Source organism: Rhodococcus sp. Ni2, from assembly GCF_021352185.1.
In the GTDB taxonomy this organism is placed as follows: Bacteria; Actinomycetota; Actinomycetes; order Mycobacteriales; family Mycobacteriaceae; genus Rhodococcus_F; species Rhodococcus_F qingshengii.
In genome coordinates, this window is the sequence record NZ_WOXZ01000001.1 from 584,539 (window position 1) to 605,708 (window position 21,170).

21 protein-coding genes are annotated in these 21,170 nt (G+C 62.2%); 8 read left to right on the forward strand and 13 right to left on the reverse strand.

The genetic code is table 11. The features are described from left to right. Positions 1-34: 34 nt before the first annotated feature. Both GN300_RS02725 and cobF read right to left on the reverse strand, forming a co-directional pair. A complete protein-coding gene (locus GN300_RS02725) occupies positions 35-1,201 on the reverse strand; it encodes a GGDEF domain-containing protein (RefSeq protein WP_223304416.1) in 1,167 nt (388 codons plus the stop codon). Between the two features lie 76 nt (positions 1,202-1,277). Then, positions 1,278-2,018: a precorrin-6A synthase (deacetylating) gene (gene cobF, locus GN300_RS02730; RefSeq protein ID WP_003946376.1), complete on the reverse strand. Its 741-nt coding sequence runs from the start codon at positions 2,016-2,018 to the stop codon at positions 1,278-1,280. 86 nt (positions 2,019-2,104) lie between these two features. Here cobF and GN300_RS02735 point away from each other — a divergent pair, with 86 nt between their 5' ends. From GN300_RS02735 to GN300_RS02755, 5 genes are all read left to right on the forward strand, one after another. Further along, positions 2,105-2,905 (forward strand): thymidylate synthase, encoded by an 801-nt coding sequence (locus tag GN300_RS02735; protein WP_054188824.1) that lies wholly within the window; start codon positions 2,105-2,107, stop codon positions 2,903-2,905. A gap of 2 nt (positions 2,906-2,907) precedes the next feature. Then, on the forward strand, positions 2,908-3,399 hold the full coding sequence (locus GN300_RS02740; RefSeq protein ID WP_003946393.1) for a dihydrofolate reductase: 492 nt from the start codon (positions 2,908-2,910) through the stop codon (positions 3,397-3,399). An 84-nt stretch (positions 3,400-3,483) separates the two neighbouring features. Beyond that, a complete protein-coding gene (locus GN300_RS02745) occupies positions 3,484-3,816 on the forward strand; it encodes a cupin domain-containing protein (RefSeq protein WP_003946336.1) in 333 nt (110 codons plus the stop codon). Positions 3,817-3,835: 19 nt separating this feature from the next. Continuing rightward, on the forward strand, positions 3,836-4,531 hold the full coding sequence (locus GN300_RS02750; protein ID WP_063315941.1) for a hypothetical protein: 696 nt from the start codon (positions 3,836-3,838) through the stop codon (positions 4,529-4,531). Between the two features lie 27 nt (positions 4,532-4,558). Then, complete coding sequence (locus tag GN300_RS02755) at positions 4,559-6,250, forward strand: GAF domain-containing protein (RefSeq protein WP_042921348.1); 1,692 nt, start codon at positions 4,559-4,561, stop codon at positions 6,248-6,250. Between the two features lie 3 nt (positions 6,251-6,253). Here the strand turns inward: GN300_RS02755 and GN300_RS02760 are convergent, their stop codons facing one another. From GN300_RS02760 to cycA, 7 genes are all read right to left on the reverse strand, one after another. Continuing rightward, positions 6,254-6,892, reverse strand: coding sequence for a response regulator transcription factor (locus GN300_RS02760; RefSeq protein ID WP_063315940.1), 639 nt, complete (start codon positions 6,890-6,892; stop codon positions 6,254-6,256). Between the two features lie 76 nt (positions 6,893-6,968). Further along, the gene (locus GN300_RS02765; RefSeq protein WP_003946389.1) at positions 6,969-7,862 is read right to left on the reverse strand and encodes a universal stress protein; all 894 of its coding nucleotides are present in this window, start codon (positions 7,860-7,862) and stop codon (positions 6,969-6,971) included. 358 nt (positions 7,863-8,220) lie between these two features. Then, entirely contained in the window at positions 8,221-9,261 is a 1,041-nt protein-coding gene (locus tag GN300_RS02770; protein WP_007727670.1) for an LLM class F420-dependent oxidoreductase, read from the reverse strand. 176 nt (positions 9,262-9,437) lie between these two features. Beyond that, positions 9,438-10,331, reverse strand: coding sequence for a universal stress protein (locus GN300_RS02775; RefSeq protein WP_007727672.1), 894 nt, complete (start codon positions 10,329-10,331; stop codon positions 9,438-9,440). A gap of 141 nt (positions 10,332-10,472) precedes the next feature. Next, positions 10,473-11,978 carry a glutamate-cysteine ligase family protein gene (locus GN300_RS02780; protein ID WP_050654664.1) on the reverse strand — a complete coding sequence of 502 codons (1,506 nt, stop codon included), beginning with the start codon at positions 11,976-11,978 and terminating at the stop codon, positions 10,473-10,475. Between the two features lie 126 nt (positions 11,979-12,104). Next, entirely contained in the window at positions 12,105-12,875 is a 771-nt protein-coding gene (locus GN300_RS02785) for a M23 family metallopeptidase (protein WP_003946431.1), read from the reverse strand. A gap of 122 nt (positions 12,876-12,997) precedes the next feature. Continuing rightward, complete coding sequence (gene cycA / locus GN300_RS02790) at positions 12,998-14,461, reverse strand: D-serine/D-alanine/glycine transporter (protein WP_063315939.1); 1,464 nt, start codon at positions 14,459-14,461, stop codon at positions 12,998-13,000. A 142-nt stretch (positions 14,462-14,603) separates the two neighbouring features. Between cycA and GN300_RS02795 the strand changes: the two genes are divergently transcribed. Further along, the gene (locus tag GN300_RS02795; protein ID WP_047272587.1) at positions 14,604-15,320 is read left to right on the forward strand and encodes an HAD family hydrolase; all 717 of its coding nucleotides are present in this window, start codon (positions 14,604-14,606) and stop codon (positions 15,318-15,320) included. A gap of 7 nt (positions 15,321-15,327) precedes the next feature. On the opposite strand, the gene xylB is transcribed toward GN300_RS02795, so the two are convergent. From xylB to GN300_RS02810, 3 genes are all read right to left on the reverse strand, one after another. Then, the gene (gene xylB, locus GN300_RS02800) at positions 15,328-16,725 is read right to left on the reverse strand and encodes a xylulokinase (protein ID WP_007727678.1); all 1,398 of its coding nucleotides are present in this window, start codon (positions 16,723-16,725) and stop codon (positions 15,328-15,330) included. A 24-nt stretch (positions 16,726-16,749) separates the two neighbouring features. Continuing rightward, positions 16,750-17,067 (reverse strand): WhiB family transcriptional regulator, encoded by a 318-nt coding sequence (locus GN300_RS02805; RefSeq protein ID WP_003946343.1) that lies wholly within the window; start codon positions 17,065-17,067, stop codon positions 16,750-16,752. Positions 17,068-17,136: 69 nt separating this feature from the next. Next, complete coding sequence (locus GN300_RS02810) at positions 17,137-17,367, reverse strand: DUF3263 domain-containing protein (protein WP_030534904.1); 231 nt, start codon at positions 17,365-17,367, stop codon at positions 17,137-17,139. A 194-nt stretch (positions 17,368-17,561) separates the two neighbouring features. On the opposite strand from GN300_RS02810, the gene GN300_RS02815 reads away from it, so the two are divergent. Next, positions 17,562-18,749 carry an ROK family transcriptional regulator gene (locus GN300_RS02815; protein ID WP_003946405.1) on the forward strand — a complete coding sequence of 396 codons (1,188 nt, stop codon included), beginning with the start codon at positions 17,562-17,564 and terminating at the stop codon, positions 18,747-18,749. A gap of 267 nt (positions 18,750-19,016) precedes the next feature. Beyond that, positions 19,017-20,318, forward strand: coding sequence for an MFS transporter (locus GN300_RS02820; protein ID WP_007727683.1), 1,302 nt, complete (start codon positions 19,017-19,019; stop codon positions 20,316-20,318). A gap of 46 nt (positions 20,319-20,364) precedes the next feature. Here the strand turns inward: GN300_RS02820 and GN300_RS02825 are convergent, their stop codons facing one another. Continuing rightward, positions 20,365-21,165 carry a crotonase/enoyl-CoA hydratase family protein gene (locus GN300_RS02825; protein WP_037125543.1) on the reverse strand — a complete coding sequence of 267 codons (801 nt, stop codon included), beginning with the start codon at positions 21,163-21,165 and terminating at the stop codon, positions 20,365-20,367. Between the last annotated feature and the right edge of the window lie 5 nt (positions 21,166-21,170).

Below are 21,170 nucleotides of genomic sequence, written 5' to 3' on the forward strand. Positions count from 1 at the left end.
GTAATCCAGTCAACTCCCCGCAATCAGACAATTTTCACTGTTTGCCGTCCCACATCACAACCTGATCGCCGCCGGCGGCCTTCGCGCGGTACATCGAGGCATCGGCTACTCGAAACAGTTCCGTCAACTCCTCGTCGGAAATAATCGACGACCATTCGGCAGAGGTGATCGCGACTCCGACGCTGGTGGTCACTACCGGATCACGATCGTCGATTCGCAAGTGCCTTCGCAGATTGTCTTCGAACGCAGGCGCTGCGCCGACGTCTATCGTGTCTACCAACACGAACTCGTCCCCACCGAATCTGGCGAAGAGCGCCTTCTCGCCGCCGCACCACCGCAGTCGATCAGCAATCTGGCGAAGTACGAGATCGCCTTCTTCGTGCCCCTGTGAGTCGTTGACGCTCTTGAACGAATCGACATCGACAATCGCGACGACATACGACGACTTGCTCGACGCATGCCCCGTCGCCCCCATTTCGACAACAGCTCGCTGCAGCCCGCGCCGATTCAGAAGCCCTGTCAACGGATCCACGTCCGAACTGTCCGCGTCGGAGCCGAGAAGTGAGAGGACGAACTGGCAGGCGAACGGGATGACCACGATCCCGGTGGCGATGATCAGACACAGTGCGGTGGCCAACGCAGGATCCGCGTAGACCGCAACCTTTCGGCCGACCACTGCCAGAACCACGATGGACAGCGCGATGTGAACCGCCTGGAGTCTCGCGTTGTGAAAGTACGCGATGTAACCACCGATCAGTACGAAGAGCACACACTGGATCAACCCGATGAAAGGGTCGTTGTTCAAGAACACACCGACGAATACGCCGACCTCGCAGTAGGCGACAAAGAAGTACGACCACCGACGCGTGATTTCGGGCAGAAGGCAGAAGAGCACGATCACCGCAATCGTGACGGCGATGATGACGGCGTTGACGACGCTGGTGACGTGGTTGTGCACGCCCGCGTCGCTGAAGCGCAGCAGAGTCATCGCAATGATGACCGTCGTCAGCGAGCCGATGACCAGCAATCGGACAGCTAGCTCCAGGCCCTTCGTGGCGAGGTATCGATTGAAACTGTCGAATTGATCAGGACGCCGATACCACTGAACCAGAAGGTCGAAAGCCGACTTCACAGCTGATTTTTCACGGCCACGCGGCGCGGGCAGAATCGACTGCAGTCGGTCCTGCCCGAACGATGTCATGCGCAGATCATAGGTGCGCAGACCGTCGTTCGGGATCAAGAGTGCAGGATCGAGGCGGCAAATTCAGGGTCGGTTGTCAGCGCCGAACGAGGTACGTGTCCATGATCCAACCGTGCTTCTCACGCAACTCCGCCCGGCGAGCGACGATCCGATCTTCGACGTCACGCAGTTTGCCGGAAATCAACTCCTCGTCCGGGGTCCCGAGGTACGCGCCCCACCAGATCTCGGCGTCGTTTTCGCTTACCTGAGTGAAGGTGCAATGCGCGTCGAGCATCACGACGGCATTGTCCACGCCGTCGGGCAATCCCTCGGCCAGTTTGCGGCCGGTCGTGATGTGGATGGGTTCGCCGATTCGGTTCAGGACGATCCGGTGTTGTGCAGCCAGCGACTGCACGCTGGTGATTCCCGGGATGACGGAGTAGTCGAACGAAACTCTCCCGCGAGCGAGCACGCGCTCGACGATCCGCAGAGTGCTGTCGTAGAGGGAAGGGTCACCCCAGACGAGAATCGCGCCGACGCCAGGTTCGGCCGCGAATTCCGCTTCGAATTTCGCGGCCCGACGCTCGTGCCAGTCCTCGACGACGCCCTCGTAGTCGGTCGGGGTTCGGTCCCGCGGCGGGTCCGTGATCTCGACCACCTTGTAGTCGAGGTGAACGTGCTCGTCGAGTATGCCGGTACGCAAGTCGACCAGGGCCTGCTTCTCGTCACCCTTTCCGATGATGAAGAAGGTATCGGCCCTGTTCATGGCCTTGATCGCCTGAACCGTCACCTGGTCGGGATCACCAGCACCGATACCGATCACCAAGAGTTCGCGCATGTGCCGAGGCTATATTGCCGTGCGCCTTTATTAACCGCCGGAGGTTAATAAAGGCGCACAGCAGGGCAGGCCCTAGACTGATTCCCGTGACTGTCTCCACTGCTTACGAAGACCTCCTCCGGCTCGTCATGGAGACGGGTACCGCCAAATCCGATCGAACCGGAACCGGCACCCGCAGCATCTTCGGTCACCAGATGCGTTTCGATCTTGCCGACGGCTTTCCGCTCGTCACCACCAAGAAGGTCCACCTCAAGTCGATAGTCAACGAACTCCTGTGGTTCCTGCGCGGCGACTCCAACGTGGCGTGGCTGCACGAGCACGGCGTCTCCATCTGGGACGAGTGGGCCGACGAGAACGGTGAACTCGGCCCCGTCTACGGCGTCCAGTGGCGTAGCTGGCCCACCCCTTCGGGCGAGCACATCGACCAGATCACGCAGACCGTCGAGGCTCTGCGCTCCAACCCCGATTCGCGGCGGATCATCGTTTCGGCGTGGAACGTCGCCGACATTCCGCAGATGGCCCTGGCGCCGTGCCACGCTTTCTTCCAGTTCTACGTCGCCGACGGCAAGCTCTCCTGCCAGCTGTACCAGCGCAGCGCCGACATGTTCCTCGGCGTTCCGTTCAACATCGCCAGCTACGCGCTGCTCACCCACATGATGGCCCAGCAGGCCGGACTCGACGTCGGCGAGTTCGTCTGGACCGGCGGCGACTGCCACATCTACGACAATCACGTCGACCAGGTGACCGAGCAGCTCGGCCGCGAACCGCTGCCGTTGCCGACCCTGAAGCTGAACAAGCGCGACTCCATCTTCGACTACACCTTCGAGGACGTGGAGATCGTCGACTACCAGCACCACCCCGCGATCAAAGCACCGGTAGCGGTCTGACGATGACCGATCGCACAGTCACCCTCATCTGGGCGCAGGCCCACGGCGGCGTCATCGGCGCCGACAACTCGATCCCGTGGCGCGTGTCCGAGGACATGGCTTACTTCAAACGCGTCACCATGGGCCATCCGGTAATCATGGGGCGGCGCACCTGGGACTCCATTCCATCGAAGTTCCGTCCGTTCAGCGGGCGTCGGAACATCGTCGTCACACGCGATCCGCAATGGCACGCCGAAGGCGCCGAGGTGGTCCGCAGTCTGGACGACGCCCTGGCGTTGCCGGACGGTGACGTCTTCGTCGTCGGTGGCGGGCAAATTTATTCGGCTGCACTGCCATTCGCGACGCATCTACTGGTGACCGAGATCGACCTCGACATCGCCGGTGATGCTTTTGCTCCCGAGATCGGCCCCGAATGGAACCTGAAATCCGACGAGCCCTGGCAGACCTCGGAGAAGAGCGGCCTGCGCTTCCGCTGGTTGGAGTACACGCGCTGACCGACTTCCGCCGATAACGAGGCACCTCGCGAGTGAGTCGGTCATACTCCAAGAAGGACATTCACCGCTTCCGAGAGGTCTTCGATGGACAAGAAGTCACTGACCGCTCTCGCTCGCCAACAGTTGAAACTGGCGGGCTCGGCGACCAGCGGTCGCAGTTCACAAACCGTCTACGGCGGCCACCAGCGCAGCCTGCGACAAACGGTGATCGCGCTGAGCGCCGGCAAGAGCCTCGCCGAACACGACAGTCCGGGCGAAGCCACATTGTTGGTACTGAGCGGGAAGCTGAATCTTGTATGTGGGAGCGACCAGTGGAAAGGATCCACGGGTGATTTCCTGACCGTCCCGGCCGACCGGCACAGCGTCGAAGCGCTCGAAGACGTTGCATTTCTACTGACCGTCGCCATGAAGGGCTGAAATCGGTAGCGTCTTCCGCGTGAGCGAAACCGTGATCGAAGTGTCCGTCATCGCAGCCCCGTCCGTACTCTGGCCCGCGCTGCGCGACCCGTCGCTGATTCGACGTTGGTTCGGCTGGGAGTACGACGGACTCGACGACGAAATCACCCAGATCTACTCCACCGCTGAGGCCGACCCCGAAGCGTTGACGCTGAAACTCGGAAACGGCGACCGTTTCTCACTTCGCGAACAGGACGGCAAGACGGTCGTCCGCATCGATCGGCCGGCCAAATCTGCCGACGACGACTGGTACGACGACATCACCGAGGGCTGGACGACATTCCTCCAGCTGCTCAGATTCGCAGTGGAGCACCACGGACTGGCCGAGCGTAAAACCATTTATCTCGACGGCCTTCTGCTCCCCGGTGAGAACGTGGCAAGCGTCCTCGGGTTCACCGAAATCGAATTGGAAGCGGGAAGTCGGTACGCGGTGACAATCGCTCCCGGCGACTATTTCGAAGGCGTAGTCGACTACGTCACCGACCACCAATTCGGGTTGACAGTCGAGGATCTCGGCCCTGGCCTGCTGTCTGTCGCCACCCAGTCGGTGACGGCGCAGCGGCCCGACGGAGGCATGTCCATCCTGCTGACCACCTACGACCTGAGCGATGACGAGTTCGACGAGATCAAGCATCACTGGTCGTCGTGGTGGGAAGGTCGCCGCCAGGAGAGCTGACGTTCGGTGAGGCGATATGCTTCGACCATGGTCGAAGCTTCGGGTCACAGTCCGGCACGTACGTTCGGCGAGTTGCTCGACCGCCTGGGCGATTCCAATGCCGACATACCGACACTCCACCGCCTGCTCGAGGCGGTCCTGGTGGTCGGCTCCGGCCTGGACCTCGACCTGACGCTTCAACGGATCATCACCTCTGCGACAACGGTTCTGGATTGCCGCTACGGCGCCCTGGGGGTCGCGGCGCCAGGGGGCGGGCTCTCGGAATTCGTGTACGAGGGAATCTCCGGGTCCCAACGCGCGACCATGGGACATTTCCCCGAAGGTCATGGCGTGCTGGGTGTTCTGATGAATCACCCGCAGACTTTGCGTGTGGCCCATCTCGGCGACCATCCCGAATCGGTGGGATTCCCCGCAAATCATCCACCGATGGAGAGCTTCCTCGGGGCGCCGATCATGATGCGGGGAAAGGTGTTCGGAAGCATCTACCTGACCGAGAAACGGGGACAGGCCGAGTTCACCCAGGAAGACGAGGTCATTCTCGAAGCCCTCGCCATCGCAGCCGGTATCGCTGTGGAAAACGCCCGACTGTTCGAGCAGTCACGAACTCGTGAAAGATGGCTCACCGCAACATCTGCCATCCGCTCGCGGTTGCTGGCCGGTGACTCGCTCGAGGACGGCCTGCAACTTCTTGCCAGTCGCGTTCGGGACCTGACCGGCGTCGACGACGTGATCGTGGTGATCTGCGAGAACGGCTACGCACAGGTTCACGCCGCGGCCAGCGCCCGGACCACGTCACGTGGAGTCAGAATCCCGGCGACCACTTATCCGTTCGACGTGGTGCGGAGCACTCGAAAGCTACAGGTACTCACCACTTTAGGCGCACTCACCGAACTGGTGCCGTCGGCTGGGAGTGCGGTCGTGGCACCGATGTGCGTCGCCTCGGGTGTAGTCGGCGCGGTCATCGTGGCGTCGAATTCCACCAACACGCACTGGGATCACGACGAACTGACCCGGATCGAGTCGATGGCCGAACTCGGCTCCGTTGCAATCGAGTTCGACGAGAAACAAAAGGCGCAACGCCTGTTGTCCGTTCTCGCCGACCGCGACCGCATCGCACGAGACCTGCACGACAACGTCATCCAGCGACTGTTCGCGAGCGGAATGAGCCTGCAGAGCACGCTTCCGGACGAGACCCTCCCGGAGTCGGCGCGCGCGATTGTCAAACGATCCCTCGAACAGCTCGACAAGACAGTCCGCGAGATCCGGACAACCATCTTCGATCTGCAGACTCCCACAGCCACCGATTCGTCGAGCCTGCGCCGGCGCCTCCTCGATGTCATCGGCGACGCCACCGCACAGTCCGCTGTTACCCCGAGCGTCCAATTCTCCGGCGCCATCGACACTCTGGTGAATCCCGGGATCCACCAGCACGCCGAAGCCGTGCTGCGTGAGGGGTTGAGCAACGTCCTTCGGCATGCACACGCACGCCACATCACCATCGCTGTCACCGCGGACGTCGAATTTGCGATCACGATCGAGGACGACGGCGTCGGACTCCCCTCCGACTTCCACAAGAGTGGACTGCACAATCTGGAGCGCCGCGCCGAACATTGCGGCGGTACGTGCACGATCGTCAATCACGATCCGAGCGGTGCACGCCTGCTCTGGCGAGTACCGCTCGGTCGCACCAACTCGAATCGACCGAAATCCGGTCGTTAGATCCTAGCGACTGCCGCTACGGATTTCGGTCGCCAGCACCGCAGTCTGAGTACGACGCTGCATGCCCAGCTTCGAGAGCAGACGCGTCACGTAGTTCTTGACCGTCTTCTCCGCGAGGAACAATCGCGCGCCGATCTCCCGGTTGGTGAGCCCTTCTCCGATGAGGTCGAAGACTGCTCGCTCCTGATCGGAAAGTTCGGCCAACGGATCAGCTGTACGGTCGCTGCGGATCCGCTGCATCAGCGCCTCGGTTGCACGACTGTCGAGCAGTGAACCGCCGCGCCCGACTGTGCGGACTGCAGCGACCAGATCGGTTCCGAGAATCTGCTTGAGGACGAATCCCGAGGCGCCCGCCATGATCGCGTCGAGCAACGCCTCGTCGTCGGCGTACGACGTGAGCATCAGGCAGCGGAGGTCGGGAAGCATCGAGCGGAGTTCTCGGCACAGTTCGACGCCGTTGCCGTCAGGCAGGCGTACGTCCAGAACAGCGACGTCGGCGTTGCTCTGCGGTACCGCGGCCAGCGCTTCCCCCACGGACGCCGCCTCGCCCACCACCACGAAGTCCTCGACCCCACCGAGTAGGTCGAACAATCCGCGTCTGACGATCTCGTGATCGTCGACCAGGAATATCCGCGTTGTCATCGAACCCCTCCAAAAGACATCTCACGTCGAACGGTACCGGAGACGGTGGACTCAGAACTCATGGAATGCATTCTCTTCACTTGTTGACGTGCCGGACGATGAGAACCGGGCAATCCGCGGTGTGCAGGAGCGCCCGACTGGTCGATCCGAGGAGCATTCCTGCGAATCCGCCGCGCCCGCGACTGCCGACGACTATCAACTGCGCCGTCTCCGCGTATTCGCTCAGGACTCGGACCGGACGGTCACGCGCGACGACTCTTTCGACGACGACGTCCGGGTAACGCTCGGTGAATCCGGCCAATTGCTCGGCGAGGACAACTTCCTCGCCCGTCTGGATGCTGCTCCACAGGGGGTCGTCGGGGGTGGCACCCAACGAGGGCTGCACACTCACGTCGCTCCACACGTTGACGGCAATCAAGGTGGCGCCCCGCGCGGAGGCCTGCTCGAAAGCGTGCTCGACTGCCTCGATGCTGCTTTCGGATCCATCGACACCGACGACGACGGGGCCCTCGGTCGGCGGCCGACCGTCGAGCGTCCGTCCTCGGACAACTGCAACCGGAGATTCGCCGTGCGAGACAACCGAGACCGTCGCAGAACCGACGACCAATCCGGTGAATTCGCCGTGCCCGCGAGGGCCGAGCGCAATGATGTACGCGCCCTTGGACAATTCGATCAGGCGATCGGAGACGCTGCCGTCGAGTAGTTCGGTGACGATCTCGAGGTCGTCGTCGATGCTTTGCCGCGCGAGAATCTGTGCGCTGTCCAGACGAGCGGTGGCAGTGCGCCGCAGTTCGTCCTTGAAGCTCTCGGCGAGGTAAGGCTCGGAGTAGTAGAAGGCTGGGATGTGCACCACCGTCGCGATGTGGAGCGGTCGACCGAGCGCCACCGCGGTCCTCGCCGCCCAGACGACAGCCGACGACGCCGATTCCGAACCGTCTACCGCTACGACGACGGGTTTGGTTGCACTCATGTTCGTCCCTCCACAATCGACCACAGAATCTCTTCGCCCTCACACTATTGCCCAATGACGGCAAAAAGGATTCATCAGCCGACGCGAGTCCCGAATCGGACATTGGGTGTTCGGGTGGACTGCGGCAACGGCCCCGCCAACATCCCTTTCGGGCGTCAACGAGGCCACCGGTGCCGGATTCGCACGCAAACCCTGGCTACTCGATCCACGTTAGGTGAAGAACCCGACCGGTCAGAAGTGAAAAAAGTCCTGTAAACAAGCGCCCAAAATCGGGTTTCGTACGCAGGAGATCCCGAACCACCTGCTCTGCTGTGCGCCTTTGTTAACCGCCGGCGGTTAATAAAGGCGCACAGCAGGGTCAGTCACAAATCTTGCGGAACTTCTCGATCAGCTGCACTCGGCCGTTGCGGTCGGCCGCCAACGGCGTGACGTTGAGCGTCGTGACACCGGCTTCGGCGAAGGCTGCGACGCGTTCCTTGACGTAGCTCTCGGGACCGATCAACGACACTGCGCGAACCAGTTCGTCCGGCACTGCTGCTGCGGCTTCGTCCTTCTTGCCCGCGAGGTAGAGATCCTGGATCTTCTCGGCGGCCTCTTCGTAGCCGTAGCGCACCGCGAGATCGTTGTAGAAGTTCTTGCCCTTGGCGCCCATGCCACCGATGTAGAGCGCAAGGCTCGGGCGTACCCAGTCGAGCATGTGGTCGACGTCGTCACCGATGGCCAGTGCCGGCGACGCGTACACCTGAAGCTCACCGAGGCTCGGATCGCGCTTGGCCTTGCCCTTGGCGATCGGCTCACCCCACACGCTTGCTGCCTTCTCCGGATGGAAGAAGATAGGTTCCCAGCCTTCGGCGATTTCCGCCGTCAGCTCGACGTTCTTGGGTCCGAGCGAAGCGATCAGGATCGGGATGCGCTCACGCACAGGATGATTGATCAGCTTGAGCGGCTTTCCGAGTCCGGTGCCCTTCTCGGCGGGGAGGGGAACCTGGTAGTACTTGCCCTGGTACTCGACCTTCTCGCGGCGCCATACCTGACGGCAGATCTCGACGACCTCACGTGTGCGTCCCAGCGGAGCGTCGTACTTGACGCCGTGGAACCCCTCGATCACCTGCGGTCCGGAAGCGCCCAGTCCCATCACGAAGCGACCGTTGGAGACGAAGTCCAGGCCCGCCGCCGTCATGGCGGTCAACGAAGGGGTACGGGTGTAGATCTGAAAGATTCCCGAAGCGAGTTCGATGGTCGACGTCTTGGCCGCCAGGTAACCGAGCTGGCTGACGGCGTCGAAGGAATACGCCTCCGGGACGAAGGCGATGTCGAGGCCCGCCTTCTCCAGGTCACCGACCTCTTCGACGGTTTCGGCGAACCCGCCGCTGTAGTTCAAACCCATACCGATACGCACGTTGTAACCCCAATCCTGACGATTGCTGCCGTGTGCGACGCGCACACGAGCAGTGGTACTCCCATCGAACACTTACTCACATCGAACACTACGGAACCTGAGTCCGCATTCATGTGACTACCCCGTTCATATTCGATGACCGAAATGAACGGGGTAGTGGGAGAGCCTGTCGAGGGTCAGGATTCTTCGGGGCGAACCACCATGACGGGGCACTTGGCCGAAGCGATCAGGGTGTTGCTGGTCGAGCCGAGCAACATGCCGCGGAATCCACCGCGACCACGGCTTCCGACTACGACGAGCTGCGCTTTTGCCGACCAGTCCAACAGCCGTCCGCGTGGGTTGTCGAGGTATACCTCGCGCCGGACCTTCACGTCCGGGTATTGCTCCGACCATCCGGCCAAGCTCTCGCTGAGTACCGCGTGCTCTTCCTCTTCGAGAGACTGCGGGGCAAGCGCAGCGGCCCTCGGGTCTTCGAATGCCGCACTGCCGAGGTCACTCCACACGTGCAACGCCACCAACTCGACTCCGCGGAACGACGCTTCCTCGAAAGCCGCACCGACGGCCTGGGCGCTCAATGCGCTGCCGTCGACGCCGACCACTACGGGTCCTTCCGAGGGCACCGCACCATCGCGGTCTCGGACGACGATGACCGGACACTTGCCGTGACTGGCCACACCGACCGCGGTATTGCCGAGGACTGCTGTCGCCGCCTTGCCTGACGCCGACGCTCCGACAACGACCCGCCTGGCCTGTGCCGAACTCTCGATCAGCCACTGAGTTGCGCTGCCGATGGCGATTTCGGTGTGAACTTCGAGTTTCGGATCGATCTCACGGGCGAATTGTTCCGCCTCTGCCAAGATCGCTTTTCCGGCCTCTTCGACCCATTCGTACACCCCACCCGCGTCGACGTACGGTCCGCCGAAACCGTAAGGCGCGAAGTCGAGAGCGTGGATGATGTCGAGTCGCAATTCGCGCTGGGCGGCGATTTTCGCGGCCTCGCGGAGCGCTGTGGACGCAGTGTCCGAACCCTCGACTCCGACAACAACACTGTTATGTTCGCGTGAACTCATGTGCCCACCTTCCTGAAGAAGTAACCGAGCCACTTTCACTCTAACCATCCCACTTGTCCGGCTTTTTTGGGGTCGCCCCCTCTTCATTTCGGGGACTTAGGTCCCCGAAACTGTTGACGGATAGGAGAATTAGCAGAGCAATCAGGACCAGGTGTGAACAGGATCTCCCGTCCGCATGTTCTCCACGTAACCGCGGAGCATTCCGGTGAGCGCAGTCGAGCGGTCCGCGCCCGAGGCCTCCGCGTGCGCCACTTGCTCGCGTTGCCAGGCGGCACCGGTCTGCCGATTCATGCACCGCCCTTCGATCACGCCGAGGTACCGATCGCGGGCCGCGGCGGACAATCCGAAGTCGGCCAAACCCTCGTCCGCCAACGGCAGCAGCCTTCGCAGGACCAACTCGTCGGCACCGACCCAACCGATCTCCGGCCAGTACAGGGTGGCGTCGAGTCCGTACTTGGCGCCGATGTGCAGGTTCTCTTCGGCCGCATGGAACGACATGTGCGACCACAGTGGCCGCTCCGCGTTCACCAATGCGCGAACGGTTCCGTAGTAGAAGGCCGCATTGGCCATGATGTCGACGACGGTCGGCCCGGCCGGCAGCACCCGATTCTCGATACGCAAGTGCGGCTTGCCATCCGAGCAGTCGTAGACAGGCCGATTCCAGCGATAGACCGTGCCGTTGTGCATCTGAAGCTCGCTCAACTCCGGAACCCCGCCCGCCGCGAGCACTTCCAGTGGATCGGTGTCCGAGACATCAGGGAGCAGCGCCGGGAAGTACCGTGAATTCTCCTCGAACAGGTCGAGAACCGAATGGATCCACCGCTCACCGAACCACACTCGCGGTCGCACACCTTGGTTCTTGAGCTCGAAAGTTCGGGTGTCCGTTGCCTGTTCGAAGATCGGAATGCGTGATTCGTGCCAAAGCGCCTTCCCTGCCAGGAAAGGGGAATTGGCCGCAAGCGCCACCTGTACTCCGGCCAGACACTGCGCGGCATTCCAGTGCGCTGCGAATTCTTCCGGCGCGACGCGCAGGTGCAACTGCATGGACGTACAAGCCGCCTCCGGCACCACCGAATTGGTGTCGGCCCGAAGGATTTCCACGTCGCCACCGGGTAGCGCGACACCTTCGACGTCGAGTTCGATGTCCTCTCCTCGCGCGGCAAAAATTTGCTCGTTGAGCAATTCGTAGCGCGGGTTGGCGGTGATCCACTCACGATCGAGATGCTCGAGCTGCAGTGTCGGCAGCATCCCGATCATCACCATCTCGGCGTCGTGCGCGTGGATTCGCGCGTCTGCGACGTCGAGGGACGCCCGCAGTTTCTTCTCCAATTCGAAAGTCGCATCACCGGTGAGTGGGCCGGGCTCGACGTTCATCTCGACGTTGAATTGTCCGAGCTCGGTTTGGAAAACCGCAGAGTCGTCGATGGATTCGAGCACTTCACGGTTGGACATCGCGGGCGTCATGTCGCCGGTCACGAGGTTGAACTCGATCTCCATGCCCAACAGCGGAGCGGGCTTGTCGACGGCGTCTCGGAAGTCACCACCGTCGAGCATCTGCTTCATGGCGTCGACGCACGAGCGCACCTTCTTACGAAAGAGCCTACGGTCGGCTCTGGTGAATTCTCGCGCCGTGACCTCTGCACCCATTGCGCATTCCCCCCTTCGACGATCAACGTCACTGAAGGCTATCCGTCCGGTGTCACCGACAAACGAGAACTGCGGTGGCACCGGGAAGAATTTCCCGACGCCACCGCAGTTCTCCGAAAGTTTCTTCTACGAGTTGTCGACCCAGGTGACAGCTACGCCGCGAGCCTGCAGCCACGCTGCGGGATCGACCTTTGCGCCGTTCTCGGCAACCTCGAAGTGCAGGTGCGGGCCGGTGGACTGGCCACGGTTACCCACGGTGGCGATCTGCTGGCCGGCGTTGACGCGCTGGCCGACGTTGACCTGGTAGTCGTTGACGTGGCCGTACGTGGTGACCGTGCCGTCGTCGTGCTGGACGCGGACCCAGAGGCCGAAACCTGACGCCGGGCCGGCGTCGATGACCTGGCCGTCGGCTGCAGCCAGAATCGGCGTACCGATCGGAGCCGCGATGTCGAGGCCACCGTGGTGTGCTCCCCAGCGCGAACCGAAGGTGGAGGTCAGCGTTCCGGACACCGGCTGCACGGTACGAGCTGAGGTGCCGGGGTTGATCCCAGCGAGGAACTGCTGTGCCTGCGTGTTGAGGTCGGCAGCAAAATCGGGAAGCTCGGGGATGTCGAGAGCCGGAAGTGCCGCCAATTCAGCCGGAACGACAACGCCCTCGGGAAGCAGACCCTGCGGGATTTCGATGCCGGCGATGGTCTGTGTTGCCGGCGCCGCAGCAGCGGTTCCTGCACCCATCTGGCCTGCACCGACGAGGAGCGCACCGGTAGCCGCAGCTACGACACCTGCCTTGACACCGGCACCAGGGCCAGCCGACGGGGTGCGGTGGCGGCCGCTTGCTGCCTCGGGATCGATCTCGAAGACAACATCGTCATTGCCCGTGCGGTGGTGGTTTCCCACAGTGTGTACTCCGTCAGTCGTCGGCGTGCAGCGTCCTTCTGATGAAGCCCGCTCCTCTGTCTGCCGAAGAATGTAACAGTTTGATCAAGGCGGCCGCCACCGTTACCCGATCTTGACCAAAACTATTTCTCGCCGTTCTGTCGGCTGGCGTCCAGTTCTGACTTGAATGCGTCGTATCGTGCCCGGTGAGCGGGTCGACGCCGGATGATCGCCCACGCGATGCCCAGAACCACGAACCAGATCGGCGTGACGAGAAGTGCCTGCAGGGTGTCGTCCTTGGTTGTCAGTGCCCAGAGAATGAAGACGAAGAACGCGAGCACGACCCAGCACATCACGATGCCGCCGGGCATCTTGAACTTCGACGCCTCGTGCAGGTGCGGACGACGCTTCCGGTACACCATGTAGCTCGCCAGGATGATCGTCCATACGAACATGAACAGCAGCGCCGAAATGGTCGTGACGATGGTGAAGGCCTCGATCACGGAATCGCCCGAGAACAGCAGGATCAACGACGCCAGCAGGAAGATGCACGAGAACATCAGGGCGTTCGCGGGGACCTTGCGTGAGTTCAGCTTGCCGAGGGCCCTCGGTGCGTCGCCCTCCTGCGCAAGGCCGAACACCATGCGCGAGGTGGAGTAGATACCCGAGTTGGCCGAAGATGCCGCGGAGGTCAGCACGACGAAGTTGATGACAGATGCAGCGATGCCGAGGCCGGCGAGTGTGAACATGGCGACGAACGGACTCTTGTCTGCGCTGATTTCACGCCACGGAGTCACCGCGATGATCACGGTCAGTGCAACGACGTAGAACAGCAGGACACGAATGGGGATGGAGTTGATGGCCTTCGGCAGATTCTTCTCCGGGTCCTTGGCCTCGGCTGCCGTCGTACCGACGAGCTCGATACCCACGAAGGCGAACACGGCGATCTGGAAGCCGGCGACGAAGCCCATGAATCCGGTCGGGAACATCCCGCCGTCGTTCCAGAGGTTGTCGATACCCGAGGTGGCACCGTTCGGCGCCGTGAACCCGGAGACGACCATGACGATGCCGACGACGATCAGGCTGACGATGGCGATGATCTTGATCAGCGCGAACCAGAACTCGGTTTCACCGAAAGCGCGAACGGTCGGGAGATTGAGGAGCAACAGCGCCGCGATCGTCAGCAAAGCAGGAATCCACGCCGCGAGCCCTGGCCACCAGTACTTGAAGTACCCGGAAATCGCGATGACGTCCGCGATGCCGGTGACGATCCAGCAGAACCAGTAGGTCCAGCCGGTGAAGAATCCAGCCCAGGGGCCCAGCAGATCCGCGGCGAAGTCGGAGAACGACTTGTACGCCATGTTCGAGAGCAGCAGCTCCCCCATCGCCCGCATGACGAAGAAGAGCATGAATCCGATGATCATGTACACGAAGATCACGGAAGGCCCGGCGAGCGAGATCGTCTTGCCCGATCCCATGAACAGTCCGGTGCCGATGGCACCACCGATGGCGATCAGCTGGATATGCCGGTTGGACAGCTGACGTGAGAGGTGGGGGTCTTCGCCGGACGGCTTCGTCAGGTCTGGTGTATTCGCGTGGTCGGACACGGAGGATCCCCCTCGTCGTTCGGTTCATCCGGGGCATCGAAATCGTGCCCGTCGGGGGAACCTCGGAAAATGTGCTCTCTCAAAGTACGCGTGCACTGGCTCACATCACGCATCGGAAAGCGGACGCCGATAACCTGTCGAGGTGAACACTGACAGCACGGCCCATCAAGACGGACATATCGCCGCGACGCTGTTCGATTTCTCCGGAACCCTCTTCCGTTTGGAGGAGAGCGACGATTGGACCGAGCACCTCGTCGATCACCAAGGCGATCCGCTCGACGTGCACGCTCAAGCCGAGCTGATGCGTCGGATGACCGCGCCGGTGGGCAGAACCGTGGAGATGGACGAAGCGGAGATCTACGCGTGGGAGAACCGCGACCGGGATCCGAAGTTGCATCGTCAGGCTTACCTCGACGTGTTGAGTAAGTCCGGGGTGCCCGATCCGGTTCGGGCCGAAGCTTTCTACGCCCTGCTGGTCGATCCGGATCAGTGGTCGCCGTACCCGGATACCGGCGAGGTCCTGAAGTCACTGTCGGAGAAGGGCATACGCACTGCCGTCTTGAGCAACATCGCCTTCGACATCCGTCCGGCGTTCGCCGACCGCGGCTGGGACGTCTGGGTCGACGAGTTCGTTCTCTCGTTCGAGGTGGGTGCAGTCAAGCCTGAACCGGCGATCTTCGAGTACGCCCTCGCACAACTCGATGTGGATGCGGCGCAGACTCTGATGGTCGGTGACAGCGACATCGCCGACGGCGCTGCCCGTGACGTCGGTTGCCAGTTCGCACTCGTCGATCCCCTGCCGACGACCGAACGCCCGCACGCGCTACTCGACGCAGTGCGGAAGTTCGGGCTTCTGTAGGGAGCGCTCAGACACCTTCGGTGAGTTCGCGCAACGACGCGTAGCGCTCGCGCACGTGGGGAGCTGGTTCGGCGTCGAATCGTCGCTCTTCCGGTTTCGGCCACACCGGCGGCTGCGTGTCCCCGGACAGTGCCCATGCTGCTTGCCTGCATGCCCCTTCGGCGACGTACTCACCCGGAGCAGGGATCACGACCGGCACTCCGAGAATTGCCGGCGCGATCTCACAGAGAGCGCGCGACTTCGCTCCGCCTCCCACGAGGAGAACTCGCTTCACCTCGACGCCTTGACGAACCAGGTCGTCGACGCCGTCGGCCAAGCCGCACAGGAGCCCTTCGATTGCGGCTCGTGCAAAGTGCGCAGGCGTCGAGTTCTGCAGCCGGAATCCGTGCATGGCCCCCGTGGCGTCAGGGCGGTTGGGCGTCCGTTCACCCTCGAAGTACGGAATCATGACCAGCCCGTCGTTTCCGAGGGGCGCCGTCGACGCCAACCGCGACAGTTCGGCGTGATCGACACCGAGAATGGACGCCGTCGCATCAAGAATGCGCGCGCCGTTGAGAGTGCACACCAGCGGCAAGTGCAGGCCGGTTGCGTCCGCGAATCCTGCCACGTTCCCGCCGGGATCATGCGTGGGGGTGGCCGATACAGCCGAGACGACGCCGGATGTTCCGATCGAGATGATCACGTCACCGGGAACTGCCCCCAAACCCAGTGCGGCTGCGGCATTGTCACCGGTGCCAGGCCCGACAATACCTCCGGAACGTGTACTTCCGATCTTTTCGTTCGGCGATGCAACTCGGGGAACATGCGGGGTTCGACCGCGAAATGCCAACGCCAGCAAATCTTTACGATATTCGCGCGTCGAGGCAGCATAATAGCCGGTTCCACTGGCGTCGCCCGCGTCGGTAACAAGCTCCTCGATCGAGCCGGACCCACCCAACTTCCAGGACAACCAGTCATGCGGAAGACACACCGCGGCAGTGCGATCGGCATTGCCGGGTTCGTGATCTGCCAGCCATCGAAGCTTGCTTGCCGTGACCGCGGCGACCGGAACTACACCAACTGCGTCTGCCCACGCCTTGGGTCCGCCGAGCTCTTCGACCAGATCGGTCGCAGCCTTCGCCGAGCGAGTGTCGTTCCACAGCAACGCCGGTCTGACGACCTCGCCGCCACTGTCCAGACACACCATGCCGTGCTGTTGAGCTCCGACCGATACGGCTGCGACGTCGCCGAGCCCACCCGCTGCGGCGATTGCACTGTCCATCGCCTCGAGCCAGCATGCCGGATCTATCTCGGTACCGACGGGATGCGCCGCCCGCCCTTCTCGTACCAGCTCTCCCGAATCGGCATCACGGACAATGACTTTGCACGACTGGGTAGACGAATCGATACCGGCTACGAGGGCCACACTGGCGTCCTTTCCGAAGGACCGTCAGCTCGCGTTGGCGACCGCGGGCATCCGGTTGCTGCGCTTACGCAGCGATCGCACATATTCTGCGCGCTCGGTCTCCGTCATTCCACCCCAGATGCCGTACGGCTCGTGGACGGAGAGTGCGTGTTCGCGGCACTGCTGGAGTACAGGGCACGTCGCGCAGACCTTCTTGGCGTTGCGTTCACGGTTCTCGCGGGCGTGTCCACGCTCGCCGTCCGGATGGAAGTACACCGCGGAATCGTGCCCGCGGCAGGCTCCCTGCAGCTGCCAGTCCCACACTTCGGCGGTCGGGTACGGCATCGGAAGGTGCTTGTGCATGATGGCGACCTCAATTCCTTACTCGGGTGACACGGATTCGGGTGACTCTGGGCTGACGCCGGGTCGGACTTATCGACGCCTGACCGATTGGCCGAGTCGATGTGCACAGACCGTTGCGAGTTCGCCGGTGACCGGCGGAGTCAGCGCTACGACGCCGTCGTCGAGAATTGCCTGCAGCCTGCGGAAATACTCGTCCGGGGCGAGGCCGAAGGTTACAAAGATCTCTTCGTCAGGTCCACCGTCGAACTGCTGCCACTTACGTGCGAACTCGACGATCTCTTGTGTATCGGTGCGGCTCATCAGGTTCTCCCCTGTTTGTGCGCCCTGCTTCACAGAAACTGCGACTCGTCTCCTCGGACGCCCGTGGCAGTGAGTCAAGACACAGACTATGCCTACTTCTGCTTTTTCACAAGACCTACTTACGTCTTTTTGTGGACAAAGTATGCGAACTTTCGCACGCTGAAGTTACCGACGAGGAATGCTTGAATAGGACAATGACCCGACCGTCCACGACTCCGGCTACCGCGGGAGAGGTATTCACGCTGATACGCAGCGGTTCCGCGACCACGCGCAGCGAGATCGGGAAGCTCACCGGCCTGTCCAGGACGGCGGTATCGGCCAGGGTTGCAGCACTTCAATCGCTTGGTTTGATCGCCGATGACGACGAGGGCCCGTCGACGGGCGGCCGGCCGCCGTCCACTCTCACCTTCGCGAACTCGTCCGGCGTGGTTCTCGTCGTGGCCATCGGTCGATCGCGGGCACAACTTGCCGTCACCGACCTGGCGGGCACGATCCTCGCGGCAGAAGACATCGACAAGTCGGTCGGGGTCGGCCCCGACGAACTGATGCCCGAAATTGCCGAGCATCTTTCGTCACTACTGGCCCAGGTCCACCGCGCGTCTACCGAGGTCATCGGAATCGGACTGAGCATTCCCGGAACGGTCGACGTCGCCGCGGGAGCAAGCCTCGACTCTCCGATGATGGCGGGATGGGACGGAGTCGCGCTTGCCCCCTATCTGGCATCGGTGACCACGGCTCCGCTGTTCGCGGACAACGATGCCAACGTGATGGCTCTGGCCGAATTGAGCGAGCGACGCGAGAGTGCGCCCAACCTCCTGATGATCAAGGCGTCAACCGGCCTCGGCGCAGGAATCGTCATGGGCGGAGTCCTCCAACGCGGTTCACTCGGAGCGTCCGGCGAGATCGGGCATACCAAAACCGCTGCAGCGCGGGGCATGAAGTGTCGCTGCGGCGACGTCGGCTGCGTCGAAACTGTCGCCAGCGGTTGGGCTCTCGTGCATGCCCTCCGAGATCAGGGCCGAAGCGTCGGTCACGTGCGTGATGTCGTCCGCCTCGCCCTGGACGGCGACAGCGAAGCCCGCCGGCTCATCAGAAGCAGCGGCCGACTGATCGGCGACGTCATTTCCGGCGCGGTCAATCTCCTCAATCCCGAGGTCCTGATCATCGGCGGCGACATGGCCGAGGCGGACGAACTCTTCCTCGCCGGGCTTCGGGAGTCCGTCTACGGCAACGCAACGGCGCTTGCCACCCGAAAGCTTCAGATCGCTTCGGTCAGCCACGGCGCACAATCCGGCATCCTCGGTTGTGCGGTTCTCGTCCTCGACCATCTGCTCAGCGCCAGGGAAATCGATCTGCGGATCGCGGCGTCACTCCACACGTGAGTCGCTGACTTCTCGCACGCTCCGCATCAAACAATCAGACTTTTCCGGCATCGCTTGTGTTGACGCTCACACTTCTGCATAATTCATTACCTACCGATCATTCGGTTGCCGATATCGACGATGAGATCGCGCAGGAACGCTCCGAGTCAGCCAAAAGCATGCACCGAGCACACCGGCAACGTCGCAGATCGAACAGCGTTTCTCCCCTGTTCCGACTTCGCAGTTTCACCGTGTCGGTGAACCACGTGACTGGCAGAAAGTAGCTCGATGACCACAACCAGAACTGGCACCAAGCCCGCCGCGAAGGAATACGACCGCGCCGCGATGGCGTCGATGGTCGGCACCACCGTCGAGTGGTACGACTTCTTCATCTACGCCCAAGCTGCAGCCCTGATCTTTGCCGACCTGTTCTTCAAGCCGATGGGCTCGGCAGGCCAGATCGTCTCCTACGTCACGGTCGGCATCAGCTTTGTCTTCCGTCCTCTCGGTGCCATCGTGGCCGGCTATCTCGGCGACAGGCTCGGCCGCAAACGTGTCCTGGTCGCGACGTTGGCGATGATGGGTGCCGCGACGGTTCTCATCGGCGTGCTGCCGACGTATGCATCGATCGGAATCTGGGCACCGATCCTGTTGATCCTGCTTCGCGTCGTCCAAGGATTCTCGACGGGCGGCGAATGGGGCGGGGCCGCTCTTCTTGCCGTCGAACACGCACCCACCAAGCGTCGAGGATTCTTCGGAGCGTTCGTACAGATGGGAGTACCGCTCGGAATGTTGCTCGCCACCGGCGTTTTGGCACTGTGCACGTTCACCCTCACGGACGAACAGTTCACCACCTGGGGATGGCGAGTGCCGTTCCTGCTCAGCGTCGTGTTGATCGGCGTCGGCTTCTACATTCGAAGCAAGGTCAGCGAGTCACCCGTATTCGCCGAACTCAAGGAACGCCGCACCGAGAGCAACACGCCTATCCGAACTCTGTTCAAGAAACACCCGAAGCAGGTCGTACTCGCGGCGCTGTCCTTCATCGGCACAAACGGCAACGGCTACATGGTGATCGGCGGATTCATCGTCGCGTACGCAACCAAGACCTATGGCCTGGGTAAGACCGAACTACTGATTGCCACGCTCGCAAGTGCCGTCACGTGGGGCGTTTTCACCATGATCGGCGCCTACTGGTCGGATCGACGCGGCCGCACCACGGTGATGAACGTGGGCAACCTCGCAATGGTCCTCTTCGCGGTGCCGTTCTTCCTCCTCATCGACACCGGGAATCTCGGCTGGATCTACGTGGCGATGATCCTGTTCTCGGTCGGACTCGGGCTGTCGTACGGACCTCAACCCGCGTTGTTCGCCGAACTGTTCCCGGCTTCGATCCGTTACAGCGGTGCGTCGATCTCCTATGCGGTAGGCACCATCTTCGGCGGCGCCTTTGCTCCCACCGTCGCACAGTGGCTCCTCGGCAAGACCGGTGGCACCCTTGCCATCTCGATCTACCTCGCCCTGCTGGCGGCGGTCTCGTTCGTCGCCACGATGCTCATCAAGGATCGATCAGGACGAGACCTGATGGTGTGATCGACCTGAATGTGGACGCCCAACGGCGTCGCGATGCCGGAGTTTGTCAGCCGAACTTTCGAAAGGCGAACTCCGGCAACTTCTTCGCAGCATTCGCTGTACGCACGATCTTGTGGTTCTTGCCTCGCATCAGCGCCAGTTGGATCCGCGATTCGATCCAGAACGCGCCGCGAGGCGAGCGGTTCCAGGTCTTGTGCAGCAACGTCTTCGTCGCTGCGACGGCGTCCGGCGAGCGAACCGCGATCTGCGACAGCAGTTCCTGTGCCGGCTTGATCGGATTGTCGCTGACTCCGCTCACGAACCCCCACTCGAGAGCCTGATTTCCGTCGAACAGTTCAGCAGTCATGGCGAGGCGTTTCACGACGTCCATTGCCGCGAGTTCGCGCATCGTGACCGTTCCGGTCATGTCGGGGATCAATCCCCACTTCGCCTCCATCACCGAGAACGTGCAATCGGGGGTGGTGAATCGAAAGTCTGCGGCGAGCGCCAATTGCAGTCCCCCGCCGAAGCAGTGCCCGTGAACGACCGCGATGACCGGCACGGGCAATTCGCGCCACACCCAGCACGCGCGTTGGAAGAGGTTGGTCTTCTGACCGGGAAATTTCGCGAAGGCCTTCGCCATCCGCCTCGGCTGCTTGCCCGCAGAAGCGAAGTCCAACCCGGCCGAGAATGCGTCACCCGCGCCTTGCAGAACCACGCCCCGAATCGAACGATCAGCTTCGATAGTTCGAGCGGCGTCCACCAGGGCGTCGAGCATGTCCAGATCGAGACCGTTGAGTTTCTCCGGTCGGCTGAGCGTCACGTACGCCACCGACTGCACTACCTCGACACGAACGCGATCACTCACGGCTA

What these genes read in the sequence shown, in the direction of transcription:
- GN300_RS02725 (WP_223304416.1), bottom strand. Translation starts at nt 1,201, where the DNA reads ATGACATCGTTCGGGCAGGACCGACTGCAGTCGATTCTGCCCGCGCCG.
- cobF (WP_003946376.1), bottom strand. Translation starts at nt 2,018, where the DNA reads ATGCGCGAACTCTTGGTGATCGGTATCGGTGCTGGTGATCCCGACCAG.
- GN300_RS02740 (WP_003946393.1), top strand. Translation starts at nt 2,908, where the DNA reads ATGACCGATCGCACAGTCACCCTCATCTGGGCGCAGGCCCACGGCGGC.
- GN300_RS02745 (WP_003946336.1), top strand. Translation starts at nt 3,484, where the DNA reads ATGGACAAGAAGTCACTGACCGCTCTCGCTCGCCAACAGTTGAAACTG.
- GN300_RS02755 (WP_042921348.1), top strand. Translation starts at nt 4,559, where the DNA reads ATGGTCGAAGCTTCGGGTCACAGTCCGGCACGTACGTTCGGCGAGTTG.
- GN300_RS02760 (WP_063315940.1), bottom strand. Translation starts at nt 6,892, where the DNA reads ATGACAACGCGGATATTCCTGGTCGACGATCACGAGATCGTCAGACGC.
- GN300_RS02765 (WP_003946389.1), bottom strand. Translation starts at nt 7,862, where the DNA reads ATGAGTGCAACCAAACCCGTCGTCGTAGCGGTAGACGGTTCGGAATCG.
- GN300_RS02775 (WP_007727672.1), bottom strand. Translation starts at nt 10,331, where the DNA reads ATGAGTTCACGCGAACATAACAGTGTTGTTGTCGGAGTCGAGGGTTCG.
- GN300_RS02780 (WP_050654664.1), bottom strand. Translation starts at nt 11,978, where the DNA reads ATGGGTGCAGAGGTCACGGCGCGAGAATTCACCAGAGCCGACCGTAGG.
- GN300_RS02805 (WP_003946343.1), bottom strand. Translation starts at nt 17,067, where the DNA reads ATGCACAAGCACCTTCCGATGCCGTACCCGACCGCCGAAGTGTGGGAC.
- GN300_RS02810 (WP_030534904.1), bottom strand. Translation starts at nt 17,367, where the DNA reads ATGAGCCGCACCGATACACAAGAGATCGTCGAGTTCGCACGTAAGTGG.
- GN300_RS02815 (WP_003946405.1), top strand. Translation starts at nt 17,562, where the DNA reads ATGACCCGACCGTCCACGACTCCGGCTACCGCGGGAGAGGTATTCACG.
- GN300_RS02820 (WP_007727683.1), top strand. Translation starts at nt 19,017, where the DNA reads ATGACCACAACCAGAACTGGCACCAAGCCCGCCGCGAAGGAATACGAC.